The organism is Allobosea sp. UNC402CLCol (assembly GCF_000745475.1).
Lineage (GTDB): Bacteria > Pseudomonadota > Alphaproteobacteria > Rhizobiales > Beijerinckiaceae > Allobosea > Allobosea spartocytisi.
On sequence record NZ_JQJJ01000009.1, the window covers coordinates 947698 to 961561 of the forward strand.

At 66.4% G+C, this 13864-nt stretch carries 12 protein-coding genes and 1 pseudogene; 1 reads left to right on the forward strand and 12 read right to left on the reverse strand.

Translation table 11 applies throughout. The features are described 5' to 3' along the window. Positions 1 to 44: 44 nt before the first annotated feature. From GY40_RS11745 to GY40_RS11795, 12 genes and pseudogenes are all read right to left on the reverse strand, one after another. Positions 45 to 1007, reverse strand: a complete 963-nt coding sequence (locus tag GY40_RS11745; protein ID WP_248311141.1) for an ABC transporter substrate-binding protein — start codon at positions 1005 to 1007, stop codon at positions 45 to 47. A 281-nt stretch (positions 1008 to 1288) separates the two neighbouring features. Continuing rightward, positions 1289 to 2968 carry a dipeptide ABC transporter ATP-binding protein gene (locus GY40_RS11750; protein ID WP_051987792.1) on the reverse strand — a complete coding sequence of 560 codons (1680 nt, stop codon included), beginning with the start codon at positions 2966 to 2968 and terminating at the stop codon, positions 1289 to 1291. Continuing rightward, positions 2965 to 3831: an ABC transporter permease gene (locus GY40_RS11755; protein WP_051987794.1), complete on the reverse strand. Its 867-nt coding sequence runs from the start codon at positions 3829 to 3831 to the stop codon at positions 2965 to 2967. Before GY40_RS11755 ends, GY40_RS11750 begins: the two co-directional genes overlap by 4 nt. Beyond that, positions 3828 to 4778, reverse strand: a complete 951-nt coding sequence (locus GY40_RS11760; protein WP_038362059.1) for an ABC transporter permease — start codon at positions 4776 to 4778, stop codon at positions 3828 to 3830. Before GY40_RS11760 ends, GY40_RS11755 begins: the two co-directional genes overlap by 4 nt. Next, the gene (locus GY40_RS11765) at positions 4759 to 6339 is read right to left on the reverse strand and encodes an ABC transporter substrate-binding protein (RefSeq protein WP_248311142.1); all 1581 of its coding nucleotides are present in this window, start codon (positions 6337 to 6339) and stop codon (positions 4759 to 4761) included. The genes GY40_RS11760 and GY40_RS11765 overlap by 20 nt, the downstream gene beginning before the upstream one ends. Before the next feature lie 611 nt (positions 6340 to 6950). Then, positions 6951 to 8282 carry an LLM class flavin-dependent oxidoreductase gene (locus GY40_RS11770; RefSeq protein WP_038362061.1) on the reverse strand — a complete coding sequence of 444 codons (1332 nt, stop codon included), beginning with the start codon at positions 8280 to 8282 and terminating at the stop codon, positions 6951 to 6953. A 201-nt stretch (positions 8283 to 8483) separates the two neighbouring features. Further along, a complete protein-coding gene (locus GY40_RS11775; RefSeq protein WP_051987796.1) occupies positions 8484 to 9071 on the reverse strand; it encodes an RBBP9/YdeN family alpha/beta hydrolase in 588 nt (195 codons plus the stop codon). A 170-nt stretch (positions 9072 to 9241) separates the two neighbouring features. After that, complete coding sequence (locus tag GY40_RS11780; protein ID WP_038362064.1) at positions 9242 to 9781, reverse strand: flavin reductase family protein; 540 nt, start codon at positions 9779 to 9781, stop codon at positions 9242 to 9244. 86 nt (positions 9782 to 9867) lie between these two features. Beyond that, the gene (locus GY40_RS11785; RefSeq protein ID WP_051987884.1) at positions 9868 to 10320 is read right to left on the reverse strand and encodes an RrF2 family transcriptional regulator; all 453 of its coding nucleotides are present in this window, start codon (positions 10318 to 10320) and stop codon (positions 9868 to 9870) included. 148 nt (positions 10321 to 10468) lie between these two features. Further along, the gene (locus GY40_RS11790) at positions 10469 to 11785 is read right to left on the reverse strand and encodes an NtaA/DmoA family FMN-dependent monooxygenase (protein ID WP_038362067.1); all 1317 of its coding nucleotides are present in this window, start codon (positions 11783 to 11785) and stop codon (positions 10469 to 10471) included. Between the two features lie 66 nt (positions 11786 to 11851). After that, a pseudogene (locus tag GY40_RS28555) lies at positions 11852 to 12049 on the reverse strand (ABC transporter ATP-binding protein); the annotation flags it as partial. Between the two features lie 48 nt (positions 12050 to 12097). Next, positions 12098 to 13102: an MsnO8 family LLM class oxidoreductase gene (locus GY40_RS11795; protein WP_038362069.1), complete on the reverse strand. Its 1005-nt coding sequence runs from the start codon at positions 13100 to 13102 to the stop codon at positions 12098 to 12100. Between the two features lie 113 nt (positions 13103 to 13215). Here GY40_RS11795 and GY40_RS11800 point away from each other — a divergent pair, with 113 nt between their 5' ends. Further along, the gene (locus GY40_RS11800) at positions 13216 to 13842 is read left to right on the forward strand and encodes a GNAT family N-acetyltransferase (protein ID WP_038362072.1); all 627 of its coding nucleotides are present in this window, start codon (positions 13216 to 13218) and stop codon (positions 13840 to 13842) included. Positions 13843 to 13864: the final 22 nt, after the last annotated feature.

Here is a 13864-nt window from a genome sequence, read left to right on the forward strand (position 1 = left end):
ACAGCGCGCTGCCGCTCATTCTGCGCAGCGACAATCATCGAACGTCAGCTGCCCGCCGCGATCCGTGGATCGGCGAAGAAATAATCGGAGAGCGCCTTCGGCTGGTTCTTGATCGCGCCGACGCGCTGCAGGAACTGGCCGAGCCCGAGCGTATTCTGCGGTTCGACCTTGAAGGTCACCTGCGGGCTCTTGATGATGTCGAGCACCAGCTTTCGGTCGCCCTTGCCGCCATTGGCCTTGAGATAGATGTCGGCCGCCTGCTCGGGATGGGCGGTGACGAATTTCGCGGCCTCGTCCAGCGCGTCGAGGAAGGCGCGGTAGGTCTTCGGCGCGTCCGCGTAGAACTTCTCGGTGGCGTAGAGCACCGTCGATGAAGCTGGCCCGCCCTGCACGTCGTAGGAATTGAGCACGATGCGGGCCTTCGGGTTCTCGGCCAGTTCCTGCTCCTGGAAGGGCGGGTTGCCGAAATGCCCGGTGATCTCGGTGCCGCCCTTGATGATCGCGGCGGCGGCTTCCGGATGCGGCAGCGCGACGCTGATCTTGTCCAGCTTCGCGAATTCGGTGTCGCCCCACAGCTTGGCCGAGGCCCATTGCAGGATGCGCGACTGCACGGACACGCCGACTGCCGGCAGAGCGATGCGGTCCTTCTCCGTGAAATCCGCGATCGTCTTCACGTTCGGATTGTTCGTGACGAGATAATAGGGAAAGTTGCCGAGCGACGCGACGCCTTTGACGTTCTGCTTGCCCTTGGTGCGATCCCAGAGCGTGAACAACGGGCCGACGCCGGCCCCGGCGATCTCGATGCTGCCCGACAGCAGGGCATCGTTCACCGCGGCACCGCCGGAAAGCTGAACGAATTCGACCTTGATATCGACGCCGGCCGCCTTGCCGTGCTTCTCGATCAGCTTCTGCTCGGCGGCGACGTCGAGCAGCAGATAGACGACGCCGAACTGCTTGGCGATGCGCAATTGGCCTTCGGCCGCATGCGCGTTCCCCAGGGTCGCCATCGAGATCGCAAGCCCGCCAAGCGCAGCCGCTGCTTGCCTGCGCGTCCATCGGACTGGAGAATTCATCATCGCGACACCTTCGGGATAGGGGTTACATCGAGCGCGTGAGTCTGTGGCGTCGGTATATTGAGGTCAATCAAACGATATTTCGAATAGTTCGAAGTATGAGGATAGATATTCTGGTTTTATAGTTCAATTCGGATCATAAATCTTTGAGATTGGAATTTCATCTGTCTGCGGTGGTAGCAGCACGCGGCTGCCGGGGGCAGCAGGCCAGGTCGCTAAAGCCTCGGCACCGCTTCGAGCAGGCGGCGCGTATAGTCGTGTTTCGGAGCATCGAACACCTCCTCAGCCGCGCCTGTTTCGACGATCACGCCATCCTTCATCACGGCGATCCGGTCGCTCATGTGGCGGATCACGCCGAGGTCGTGGGAGATGAAAAGCATCGCCAGCCCAAGCCGGTTCTGGAGCGCGATCAGCAGATCGAGCACCTGCGCCTGCGTGGTGACATCGAGCGCGGAGACGGGCTCGTCGCAGATCAGCAGATCGGGCTCGCTGGCGAGCGCCTGGGCGATCGAGACGCGCTGCCGCTGACCTCCTGACAGCGCGGTCGGCCGCCGGTCGAGCACATCCGAAGGCAGATTGACGAGCTGGATCAGCTCCCGCACGCGCGCTGACCGTGCGGCTTTGCCGAGATCGGTGTGCAGGAGCAGCGGCTGCTCGATGATCCGCTCCACGGCATAGCGCGGATCGAAGGAATTCAGCGGGTCCTGAACGATCGTCTGGACATGCCGGCGCAGTGGCCGGCGCTGGCGTTCGGAGAGCTGGCTCCAAGCCTGGCCACGGAAAAGCACCTCGCCTGCGTCGGGGGGGCGCAGCGCAAGCGCGACCTTGCCGATCGTGGTCTTGCCGGAGCCGGATTCCCCGACGATGCCGAGCGTCTCGCCGGGATAGACGTGGAGCGAGACGCCGTTCGCGGCATGGGTCACGCTGCGATCCGGTCTGGTGAAGCGTACCGCGATGTCGCGCAGCGCGAGGATCGGCTGGCTGCGCTCGGGCTCCGCCTTGACCGGCCGCGCGCCGGATGTGGACAGCCAGCGTCCCCGCGTCGCCGCGCTCGGCACGGCCGACAGCAGGCGCTGCGTATAGGCATGGCGCGGTTTCCGCAGGACCTCCCGCGCCGGGCCTGTTTCGACCAACTCGCCGTTCTGCATGACGGCGATCCGGTCGGCGAGCTGGGCTGCGACGGCCAGGTCATGCGTGATCAGCAGGATGCCGTGCCCAGCCTTCGCCAGCGCCTGGAAGACGCTGAGGATCTGCTGCTGGACGGTGACATCGAGCGCCGTGGTCGGCTCGTCGGCGATGAGCAGGCGAGGGCGTGCGGCCAGCGCCGAGGCGATGAGCGCCCGTTGCCGCAGCCCGCCCGACAGTTCGTGGGGGTATTGTGCGGCCCGGACCACCGGATCGGGAATGCCGACGCGGGCGAGCAGAGTTTCGACCTCCTTGCCGATCTCCGCGCGCGGAACCAGTCCGTGGGTCAGGAGCGGCTCGCCGACTTCCCGGCCGATCCTGCGCAGGGGATCGAGCGAGACGAGAGCGTCCTGCAGCACGAAGCCGATCTCTCGCCCCCGGATCTTCGACCATTGCCGCTCCGAGAGCTCGGTCAGCGAGCGGGCCTCGCCATCGTGGCCCGACAGGCGCAACGACCGCGCGCGCAGCTCTGCGCCAGACCCCGCCAGCCCGACGAGCGCGCGGGCGGTCACCGACTTTCCAGAGCCGGATTCGCCGACGATGGCGAGGATTTCGCCGGCGCCGATGGTGAAGGAGATGCCGCGCACGACCTCCCGTGGTCCGAGCCGGCTCGGGAAGGCGATGTGCAGATCCTCGACCTCGAGGATGGCGGGGCGGGCGGCCGGCGCAGCCGAGACCACGTCATGCCGCCCCACGAGCTGGACGTTCATGGCTCGCCTCCCTGTGAGAGCAGAAGCTGCAGACGCCGCCCGAGGATGGTGATGGCGATGACCGAGATCGCAACGACGGTCGCCGGCAGGAAGCTGATCCAGGGCGCGGTATCCAGGAAGTTGCGCCCATCGGCCAGAAGGGCTCCCCATTCCGCGGCGGGAGGCACGACGCCAAGTCCGATGAAGCTCAGGGCAGAGGCCGACAGCACGGCATTGCCGACGCCGATCGTGGCCAGGACGACGAGCGGCCGGACGGCATTCGGCACGACATGGCGGGCGATGATTGCTGGCGTGGACTCGCCGAGCGACACGGCATGCTCGACATAGCCGGATTGCCAGACGCGGAGCACCTGCGAGCGCACCAGCCGGGCATAGCCCGCGATGCTGGAAAGCCCGACAGCAAGCAGCGTGTTCGTCGGCCCCCGGCCGAGCACGGCGATGATCAACAGGGCGAGCAGGATTTCGGGGAACGCCAGCAGGATGTCGATCAGTCGCACGAGCAGGCGCTGCAGGACCGGCGGAGCCAGTCCGGCGGCTGTGCCGAGCAGCACGCCGCCGGCGCAGCCGATCAGCGTGGCGCCGATGCCGATGCCCAGGGATTGCGAGGTTCCGTAGATGACGCGCGTGAAGACGTCGCGGCCGAGCTGGTCGGCTCCGAACCAGTGGCCTGGGCCGGGCGGCAGCAAGATCGCATCGGTATCGACCGCATCGGGCGCCAGCGCCGTGAACCATTGCGGCATCGCGGCCGCGGCCAGGAGGAGCAGGACGAAGGCGAGCGGGATGATGAGCCCAGGCGCGCGCCATGGATTCCCGGCCCGGTTGCCGTTGCGGACGCGTGCGATGACGTCGAGGGCCTGGCTCATCGCGGCGCCCTCCGCAGCCGCGGATCGATCAGCAAATAGAGCGCATCGACGAGGAGGTTGATGCTCACCGAGACCAGCGCCGACAGCATCACCAGCCCGAGCAGCAAGGGCATGTCGCGGGTCTTGATCGCCTGCAGGGTGATCTGGCCGATGCCGGCTCTTCCGAACACGGTTTCCGTGAGGATCGATCCGGCCAGGACGCCGGCGAAGAGCGTGCCGGTCAATGTCGAGACCGCGAGCGCGGCATGGCGCAGGGCGTGGCGCAGGCGCAGCTGCGTCTCGCTGACGCCGCGCGTCCGTACCGTCAGGGCGAAGGGCTGAAGCAGCGCCTCTTCGAGCCCGTCACGCAGGACCTGCCCCAGCAAGGCCGCGAGCGGGAGGCTCAAAGCAGTGGCGGGCAGCACGAGCGCGGGGAGGCCCTCGCCACCGATGATCGGGAACCAGCCGAGATAGAAGCTGAAGACCGTCAGCAGCAGGAGCCCGACCCAGTAGACCGGGGTGCTCAGCACGGCGAGCTCCAGCCCGGCGAGGACGGTCCGCAAACCCTTGCGCCGCCCGGCCGTGGCGAGCGCGTTGACGAAGGCGAACCCGAGAGCCAGCGCCATCGCCGTGCCGGCGAGCTGGAGCGTCGGCCCGGCCGCCTCGCCGATGACCTCGATGACAGGTTGCCGGTATTGATAGCTGTCGCCGAAATCGCCGAGCAGGGCCTGGCCGATATAGCGCAGATATTGCACGGGCAAAGGCTGGTCGAGACCGAACTGCCGGACGAGAGCCTCGCGCTCGGCGGCGTCGACGATGTTCTCGCCCCCGGTGAGCACCGCGACGGGATCGCCCGGAATCGCCTTGACCGCAACGAAGGTGATCGTGGCCGCGCCCCAGAGCACAGCCACGATCACCCCGAGGCGCCGCAGCCCCGCGGGTAAGACGCTAGCGAGCCAGCCAGGCATCGTAGAGATTCGGCTTCGCGTTCGTCGCCCAGCTGATGCCTTGCAGCTTCTTCGAGGCGCCGAGCTGATAGGCGACGACATAGAGCGGCACGGCATAGGCCTGGCCGATGATCTCGGCCTGCGCCTGGCTGTAGAGGCGCTGCCGCTCGTCGCCAGAGGCGCCGATCGCCTTGGTCAGGATCTCGTCGAGGCTCTTCACCCGCGCATTATTGGCGCCGTTCGGCGGGATATAGGCCGAATGGAAGACGGTCCGCAGGATGTCCGGCTCAGCGCGGACATAGTAGAGCGAGATGAGGTCGTAGTCGTTCGCGGCCGTCCGGGCGGTGTAGCCCCCGGCATCGACGGGGTCGAGCTGCAGATCGAAACCCGCCTTCTTGACCGAGAACTGGACCGCCTGGGCCACAGTCAGGTCCGACGCGCCCCATGCCGCGGCGTCGTAGACGAAGCGGACGCTCAAGCGTTCGCCGCCTTTCGAGCGGATGCCATCGCCGTCCCTGACGGTCCAGCCGGCGTCATCGAGCAGTTTCGCGGCTTTCTGCGGATCGAAGCCCCAAGATTTCGCGATTGTCGGGTCGTAATACAGCGTGGAGGGGCCGAGGATGTTGTCGGCCGCCTTGAGGCTGCCGAAGAAGGCAGCCTTGACGGCGCCGGGCGCATCGATCGCGCTCTGGAAAGCCTGACGAACGCGGGCGTCGGCGAAGGGGCCCTTGCTCGTGTTCAGGAACAGCGAGCGGTTCACGCCGGGGTTTTCGCGCGTCACCACCTGGAGGCGATTATCGGCCTGGACGGAGCGGAAATTGGCCGGCGGCACCTCGTCGATTGCCTGCACCTGTCCGCTGCTCAGCGCGCCGAGCCGAACCGAGGATTCCGGCAGATAGCGGAACACGATGGCGTCGAGATGGGCCGGGCCTTGATGTGCGGCATAGCCCGGGCCCCAGTTGTAGTCTGCGCGCTTGGTCAGCCTGCTGCCGCTGCCTTTGGTGAAGCTTTCGAGCACGAAGGGGCCGGAGCCAACGACCGTGTTGGTCGTGCTCTTCGCATCGCGCAGATAGGTCGGCGACTGGATGCCGAGGTAGGGCAGGCTCAGGCCCTGCAGCAGCGGCGCGAAGGATTGCTTGTAGGAGATCACCACCGTCGCGGCGTCTGGCGCCGCGATCTCCGCGACCGGACCGAGCAGGGACTTGGAATAGCTCGACGTCGTCTTGGGATCGAGAATCCGGTCGAAGTTGAACTTGACCGCGGCGGCGTCGAGCGGCGTGCCGTCGCTGAAGGTCACGCCGCGGCGCAGATGGAAGGTGTAGACCGTGTTGTCGGCATTCACCTCCCAGCGTTCGGCGAGCCATGGCGTGAACCTGTTGTCCTCCGCCTGGCCGACGAGGGAATCGACGAGGTTGCGGGTGATCAGCGCCGTGATGGAGCTGCCGGTGATCGACGGGTCGATGATCGCGGTGTCGCTCGCGAGGCCGAAGGTCAGTGTTCCTCCGGCTACGGGCTTCCCGGCCGCCTGGTTGTCGGCGGCGGAGGCGGAGTAGCCGGCCGCCAGAAGGGCGATGGCTGTCACGGCCGCCCGCAGATGACGTCCGCGAGCTGGGGCAGAGCCGCGATGGTGCGGCAGCCACCCACGGTGAGGTGTGTGGAAATCGGACGGGCTCATGGTCATGCCTTCGGATCAATGAGAGCGGCGGCGCGGGCCAGCGATGGCCGCAACCTGAAGCTCCTTGGGCGTCGGAAAATCGGTGTTCGGTCGCGCTGTGCGACGACCGGCTACTTGTTGCTGCGGCGGCGGGTCTCGCCGGTGCGTGTCCAGTGCAGGAATGCCGACAGGCGCAGCAGGGCGTGAGTGACGATGTTGAACGGGATGATCATGGGCCTTCCTCAAGCAAAGGAGCCCACGGCAATGCGCGTGGTGCTTTTAGCATTGGTGACGCGGTGCAAGCTGCTCCAACAAATCCCGCGATCGCCATGATTTCAACCATGACGATGTGAGTAATCATTGTTTTCTACATGCCCTCAGTCAATCGAATGTATTTTCAAATACATGCGCCTGGGAGCAAGGATTCGCTTTCGCTGCCAGCCTGAAGGGATAATTCGCCCTTCACGGTCTGGCAGTGTGCTGGGAACGGCGCTGGGGCCCGGCCGCGTCGCCGCCAGGAAGGCGCCAGCTTCGAACTCTTAAGACCCAGGGAAGAAGCGATTGGCCGGGCGCGGCAGGCCGAGATGGTCGCGCAGCGTGGTACCGGCATAGTCCGTCCGGAACAGCCCGCGCCGCTGCAGTTCCGGCACGACCTTGTCGACGAAATCGTCGAGCCCTTCCGGCAGGTACGGGAACATCACGTTGAAGCCGTCGCTGCCGCGTTCGACGAGCCACTGCTCCATGGCGTCTGCGATGGTCGCGGGCGTACCGACGAAGGCGAGCCCGCCATAGCCGCCGAGCCGCTGGGCGAGCTGGCGCACGGTCAGGTTCTCGTCGCGCGCCAGCGCGATGGTGCGCTCGCGCCCGCTCTTGCTGGCATTGGTGTCGGGGATGTCGGGCAGCGGCCCGTCCGGATCGAAGCCCGAGGCATCATGGCCCAGCGCGATCGACAGCGAGGCGATGGCGCTGTCGTAATGGACGAAGGAATCGAGCAGGGCGCGCTTCTCGCGGGCTTCCTCGACGCTGTCCCCGACGACGACGAGCACGCCGGGAAGGATCTTGAGGTGATCGGGGTCGCGGCCGAACCTCGCCATCCGCCCCTTGAGGTCGGCATAGAAGGCCTGGCCCTCGGCAAGCGTGCGGTGCGCGGCGAAGACGGCTTCCGCCGTCTCGGCTGCGAGCTGGCGACCGGCCTCCGATGCTCCCGCCTGAACGATGACCGGCCAGCCCTGCACGGGCCGGGCGATGTTGAGCGGACCGCGCACCGAGAGATGCTCGCCCTTGTGGTCGAGCACATGCATCTTGTCGGGGTCGAAATAGAGCCCGCTTTCGCGATCGCGGGTGAAGGCGTCGTCGGCGAAGGAATCCCACAGGCCGGTGACGACATCGTAGAATTCGCGTGCCCGGTCGTAACGCTCGCCATGCTCCTTGTGCTCGGTCAGGCCGAAATTGAGGGCGGCGTCGGGGTTCGAGGTGGTGACGATGTTCCAGCCGGCGCGCCCGCCGCTGATATGGTCGAGCGAGGCGAAGCGCCGGGCGATATGATAGGGCGCGTCGAAGGTGGTCGAGGCGGTGGCGACGAGGCCGATGCGCTCGGTCGCGCCGGCCAGGGCCGACAGAAGCGTGAACGGCTCGAACGACGTGACGGTATGGCTGCGCTTCAGGGCCTCGACCGGCATGTTCAGTACGGCCAGGTGGTCGGCCATGAAGAAGGCGTCGAATTTCCCCGCTTCCAGCTTCCGCGCGAACCGCTTGAGATGAGCGAAGTTGAAATTGGCGTCCGGATAGGCGCCGGGATAGCGCCAGGCGCCGGTATGGATGCTGACCGGGCGCATGACGGCGCCGAGATGGAGCTGTCGGGGCGATGGCATGGGAGGACCTGCTGGCAAGTCTGGGGAGGGTCTTGCTCAGCTAGGGAAGGGCAGGGCCGCGTGCCATGCCCGGCGCCCAGAAAACGATATTCCGCATCGACCGGGTGCCGTTGGAAGAAGGACCGTCTTCGAAACCGGCCTTCGGGAGAAGGTCGCAGCCTGCGGCAGAACCCGGTCCGACGCGGACATGAACAAGCGACTTCAATGCAACCGGGATAGGGCGCTTGGCCGGACGGCCTGATGCTCTCGCCCGGCGCTCCGCCGCCAGAGGAGCTGGTCGAGCAGACGCAGCCCTTCGGCCCAGCTGCCATGGCCGCTGGCGACATTGATGTGCCCGGCATCGCCGAGGTCGACGAAGGCGGCGTCCCACATGTTGGCGATGATCCGCGCGCGCTCGATTGCCATGTACGGGTCGATGCGGCTGGCGACCACGATCGCAGGGAACTGGAAGGGCACGTCCGGCAACGGACCGAACGAGGCGATGCCGTGAACTTTCGAAATTCTCAGCTCGGGATCGGCCGGCGCCACCAGCAGGGCGCCGCCGATCGGCAGTTCGGGAAAGCGGGCCGCCAGATGCGCGATGAGCGTGGCGCCGAGGCTATGCCCGACCAGAACCGCACCGGGGCGTCGCAGCACATGCCGATGGAGCGCCTCGATCCAGGATTCGAGGTCCGGCTGGTGCCAGTTCTTCTGCTGGACGCGTTCGGCCTGTTCGATCTCGGCGGCCCATCGGCTCTGCCAATGTGCGGGCTCGGAATCGTGGAGGCCGGGAACGATGAGGACGGACATGGCGCAGCTCCCTCGTGCTGCGTCGATCATCGACCCGGTCGATGCGTTCGGTCAATGAAACGGATTGGCGAATTTGGACCGGTTTAGAGGACGGTTGCCTGCCATCTCCCCGCTTCAAGGAGGGTTATCTCGCCCGGTTCGAATGTCGCGCGCTTGCAGAAGCGGCTGATCTAGATGCCGGCGCCGTATTGCAGGCTCTCGTCCAGCTTGCCGTAGACGCCGCGCCAGTAGAGCAGGGCGCCTTCGTCCTGCGCGTGCCGGATCGCCTTGATGCGGCCGATCAGGATCGTGTGCGAGTGACGCTCGATCGCCTCCTCGGTCTCGCAATCGAGCACGGCAAGGGCGCCGTCGAGCGTCGGTGCACCGGTCGCCAGGCGCGCCCAGTCACCTTCATCGAAGCGTGCTTCGCCCTTGAAGCCGCCGCGACCGGCGAAGCGATCCGCGATGCTCTGGTGCCGGGCGGCGAGGACGTTGATCGCGAAGTGGCCCGCAGCCTCGATCGTCGGCCAGGCCGAGGCATTGCGGTTGACGCAGACGATGACGGTCGGCGGATCCGCGGAAAGCGCCGTCAGCGAGGTCGCAGTCAGTCCCGCTCTGCGCTGTGCATGGGTCGCGGTGATGACGCTCACGGCACCCGCGACGTTTCTCATCACCGCCTTGAACGCGTCAGCGTGAATGTCGCGCACGGCGAGGGAAGACTGTTGATTCATTCGTGACCGCATCCTCATGCGGCTCCGGACGCCGCCGCCGCGTTTTAGGCGGCGGCAGTTTTATTGTCTATATAATTAGTAGATAATTAGATTGCGTAATCCGCATGAAGCGACGCCTGCGCGATCGAGCGCTGGACCAGATCTGCCACCGTCGTGGTGTCGACGATCCCCGCGATGGCATCGCGCACGTCGCTCATCACCGAGCGCACCGGACAGGTGTCGATGTCGCCGCAATCCTCGCAGGCTCGAAAAGCGGAGCGGCTGGCGCAAGCGATCGGTGCGATCGGGCCTTCCAGGGCCCGGATCACGGCACCCACTTTGATAGATCGCGCCGGTTTGGCCAGGGCATAGCCGCCGCCCGGCCCCTTCTTGCTGCGCAACATGCCGGCATTGCGCAGATCGAGCAGGATGGCGTCGAGGAATTTCTTCGGAATGTTGTTCCGCTGCGCCACGTCCGCGACCTGCGCGGTCTCGCCAGCTTCGAGCCGGGCAAGATGCACGATCGCCTTGAGGCCGTATTTGCCCTTGTTGGTCAGCACCGGATTCACCCATGCGTTGAATGTATAGTTTTCCTATCAAGTTTTATCATAATTTCAATATGAACGTTCTCTTCGGGGCCGCGTGCAGAGAAAAGCAATCTCGGCACCGGGGTGACGGAGCGGCTGGGGAGCCGCTCCGTCGAAGAACTCAGGCGCTGCGGGCCAATGAGACAGCCGGCGTCAGGGCGGGCAGCTCCAGGTTCGAGCGGAAATCGTCTCCGACATAGTCGGTGTCGATGAGCCCGCGCCGGCGCAGCTCCGGCAGGAGGCCGTTCAGGAGAAGGTCCTCCTGGTCGGGATTGCCGAGCCCGTGGAGGGTGAGGACGTCCAGCACCCCGGCACGGAAGCGCTCCTCGATCGCATCGACCAATTGTTCCGGCGTGCCTGCGACGGACCAGTGCCCCGTCTCCTGCGCCTCGATGATCAATTCGCGGAGCGTCAGGCCCTGCTTCGCGTAGCGGCTGAAGATCTCGACGCGCCCTCGGCGCCGGTTGGTGCTGGTGACCTCGGGCAGCAGGCTGTCGGGCAGGGGCTTGTCGAGCGGCAGGCCCGAGAGATCGATGTCGCCGCCCAGCATGTCGGCGAGCTTGAGGCGCCCGAGCTCGTAATCGATGCGCTCATGCTTCTCCTTCAGGCGCCGGGCGACGTCCGCATCGGATTCCCCGATCACCGAATGGAACGAGTTCATCACGAAGGGCAGGTTGTCGCCGCGCCCGAAGCCTTTGGCGCGCCGCCGCAGCTCGGTCACGAAGGCGAGCGCGCCCTCCAGCTTCGGCTGCGACGTGTAGACAACCTCGGCATAGCGGGCGCCCACATTGATGCCGGCTTCAGACTGGCCGGCCTGGAATTGCACGGGACGGCCCTGCGGCAGCGGCGGCACGTTGAGCGGCCCCTGAACGGTGAAGTGCCGGCCGCGATAATCGACGCGATGGAACTTGGCTGGGTCGAGAGCAAGCCCGCCGGAAGCCTTGCGCGTCACCGCATCGCTCTCGTTCGCATCATACAGAGCGTTCACGACCTCGATGAATTCGGCGGCGCGGGCATAGCGCTCCTCGGGGCTGAGCAGGTCCAAGCCGAAATTCTCCTCGCCGACCGAGGAGGTGACCGCGTTCCAGGCGGCGCGGCCGCCGCTGGCATGGTCCAGCGTGCCAATCAGGCGCGCCAGATTGTAGGGGTGGTGGAACGTCGTCGAGACCGTCGCCACGAGGCCGATATGCGAGGTGACCTGGCTCAGTGCGGCGAGCGCGATCAACGGATCCTGGACCCCAGCGGTGCCGGCGAGGCCGGCCGGATCGATCTGCAGCAGGTCGGCGGTGAAGAGGCCGGTGATCTTCTCGGCTTCGGCTCTGCGGGCGAATGCGGCGGCGCGCTTCGCCCCGGTGGCCGGATCGGCATCGTTCGATGCCGCGATGACGTTGGAGGCGCCCATCAGGGTCTTGAGGCGGCGGCGGGTGGGTGGCGACATCTCAGCGTCCTTATCCTGATCGTTGATCGATGGAGGGTGGCGATCCGACGCGGTAGCCAGCGCTGCTCAGGGCAGGGCGGGCACGGCATCGAGCAGAGCGCGGGTGTAGCTGTGTGCCGGAGCGGCGAAGACCGTCTCGACCGCGCCGGTCTCCACGACGCGTCCGTCCTTCGTCACCAGCACGCGGTCGGTGAGGTGATGGATGACGCCGAGATCGCGGGAGATGAACAGCAGGGTCGTGCCGGAGGCCGCCTGGAGCTCCGCCCAGAAGTGTTCTTCGCGTGATCATGATGTCGAACCCCTTTGGCCGGCTCAGGCGGCCAGCGAGGCGCGAGCCTCGGCCGCGAGAAGCTCGATCGTCCTCAGGCGCCGCGCGCCTTCATTCACGGGGCAGTCGACGATGAATTCGTCGATTCCGAATGCCCGGTGCAGTCGCTTGAGCTCGGCATGGATCCGTGCCGGCGTGCCGCGCAGGAGCAGCGAGCTGCGCTCCTCGATGCGGTATTCGCGCGAGCCGGTTTGCCGGATGTATTCGAGGGCCTGCTCGCGGCTGGTGACGTTGACGCCCTGGCCGTTCTCGATATCCACGCGGAAGCGGCGCGTATCGGGCGCGAGGCTGCGGGCCAGATCATCGGTCTCGGCGGTGACGACGCCCAAGGCGAGCAGCGCCGAGGTGCCGCCGGCGGCACGATAGGCCGACAGGGCTTCACCCATGGCGGCCTCGTCGCCATGGATATGGCCGGGATAGACGAAACCCCAGCCGAGACCGGCGGCGAGCCGCGCGCTCTCGATGCTGGCGCCGAGCAGGAAGCGGTCCGGGGGCTGCGCCGGCGCCGGGAAGGCCGCGAGCCGATTGCCGGCGTCGCTGCCGTCATGGTGCTCGCGCAGGAAGCCGTCGAGCTCCACGAGCTGCGTGTCGAAGCTCGGCTTGCGGGCGGGATCATAGGCTCCCTGCAGGGCATGGGTCGACAGCGGCATCCCGCCCGGCGCCTTGCCGATGCCGATATCCACGCGCCCCGGCGCGAGTGCCGCCAGCAGGTTGAAGTTCTCGGCGACTTTGTAGGCGCTGTAGTGCTGGAGCATCACGCCGCCGGAGCCGATTCTGATGCGGCTGGTGTGCGCCAGCAGGAAGCTGATCAGCACCTCGGGCGACGAGCTTGCCAGCTTCGCCGCGTTGTGGTGCTCGGCGACCCAGAACCGCGCGAAACCGAGCTCTTCCGCCGCTTTTGCCAGCGAGAGCGTCCGCGCGAGCGCGTCGGCGGCGGCCTCGTTCGCCTGCAGTGGGCTCTTGTCGAGGAAGCTCAGTCGATAGGGCATTCGGCCTCGCCAGGCATTGACAGAGAATGTTGTTCGAATAGTCTATAGAATTAATAGAATGCTTGATCAAGCGGTCGCGAGCAAGCCAAGCCGCTGCGATTTCGGAGAATGTTATGGCTGACGTCTTTGTGCGGTCTTCGCCTCTCGACCCGGCGGCGGAGCCGCTGCTTGAGGGGCTGATCTCGGAATATGACGGGCGCTACGGCGCGGCGAGCCGCCCCGGCGGGGCCCGCTCCGAGATCATGCGCTATCCGGCTGAAGCGTTTACGCCGCCGCTCGGCACCTTCCTGCTCTTGCAGCGCGACAGGGAGACGATCGCGGGCGGGGCATTCATGAGCCACGACGATGAGACGGCGGAGTTCAAGCGCATCTGGACGCGCCCGGATCTGCGCCGACAGGGGTTTGCCCGGCAAATCGTGCTTGCACTCGAAGAGGCGGCGGCCGAGCTGGGCTATACCCGGGCTTATCTGACCACCGGTTTCCGCCAGCCCGAAGCGTCGGCCTTGTACCTCGCCCTGGGCTATCGGCCGCTCTTCGACACGAGCGTCGATCCCACCCTCTACCGCTCCTTGCCGTTCGAGAAACATATCGGGGCAAAGGCGGGGCAGGTCGGCACCTATCCGGTCTTCGCGCCGGCTGCGTCACTGGAGGACGCCACCAAGCGCGTTGCCGCGATCAAGGCCGAGCAGGAGGCGAAGGTCTCCGCCCGGCTGGCGAGCTATCTGGCCTCGGCCGCCTGAGCACTGACCCGATCGGATCGAA

Bases quoted from the DNA above. Each gene is read 5' to 3' on its own strand.
- GY40_RS11790 (WP_038362067.1), bottom strand. From the start codon at position 11,785: ATGTCGCCACCCACCCGCCGCCGCCTCAAGACCCTGATGGGCGCCTCC.
- GY40_RS11800 (WP_038362072.1), top strand. From the start codon at position 13,216: ATGGCTGACGTCTTTGTGCGGTCTTCGCCTCTCGACCCGGCGGCGGAG.
- GY40_RS11745 (WP_248311141.1), bottom strand. From the start codon at position 1,007: ATGGCGACCCTGGGGAACGCGCATGCGGCCGAAGGCCAATTGCGCATC.
- GY40_RS11770 (WP_038362061.1), bottom strand. From the start codon at position 8,282: ATGCCATCGCCCCGACAGCTCCATCTCGGCGCCGTCATGCGCCCGGTC.
- GY40_RS11755 (WP_051987794.1), bottom strand. From the start codon at position 3,831: ATGAGCCAGGCCCTCGACGTCATCGCACGCGTCCGCAACGGCAACCGG.
- GY40_RS11780 (WP_038362064.1), bottom strand. From the start codon at position 9,781: ATGAATCAACAGTCTTCCCTCGCCGTGCGCGACATTCACGCTGACGCG.
- GY40_RS11750 (WP_051987792.1), bottom strand. From the start codon at position 2,968: ATGAACGTCCAGCTCGTGGGGCGGCATGACGTGGTCTCGGCTGCGCCG.
- GY40_RS11760 (WP_038362059.1), bottom strand. From the start codon at position 4,778: ATGCCTGGCTGGCTCGCTAGCGTCTTACCCGCGGGGCTGCGGCGCCTC.
- GY40_RS11775 (WP_051987796.1), bottom strand. From the start codon at position 9,071: ATGTCCGTCCTCATCGTTCCCGGCCTCCACGATTCCGAGCCCGCACAT.
- GY40_RS11795 (WP_038362069.1), bottom strand. From the start codon at position 13,102: ATGCCCTATCGACTGAGCTTCCTCGACAAGAGCCCACTGCAGGCGAAC.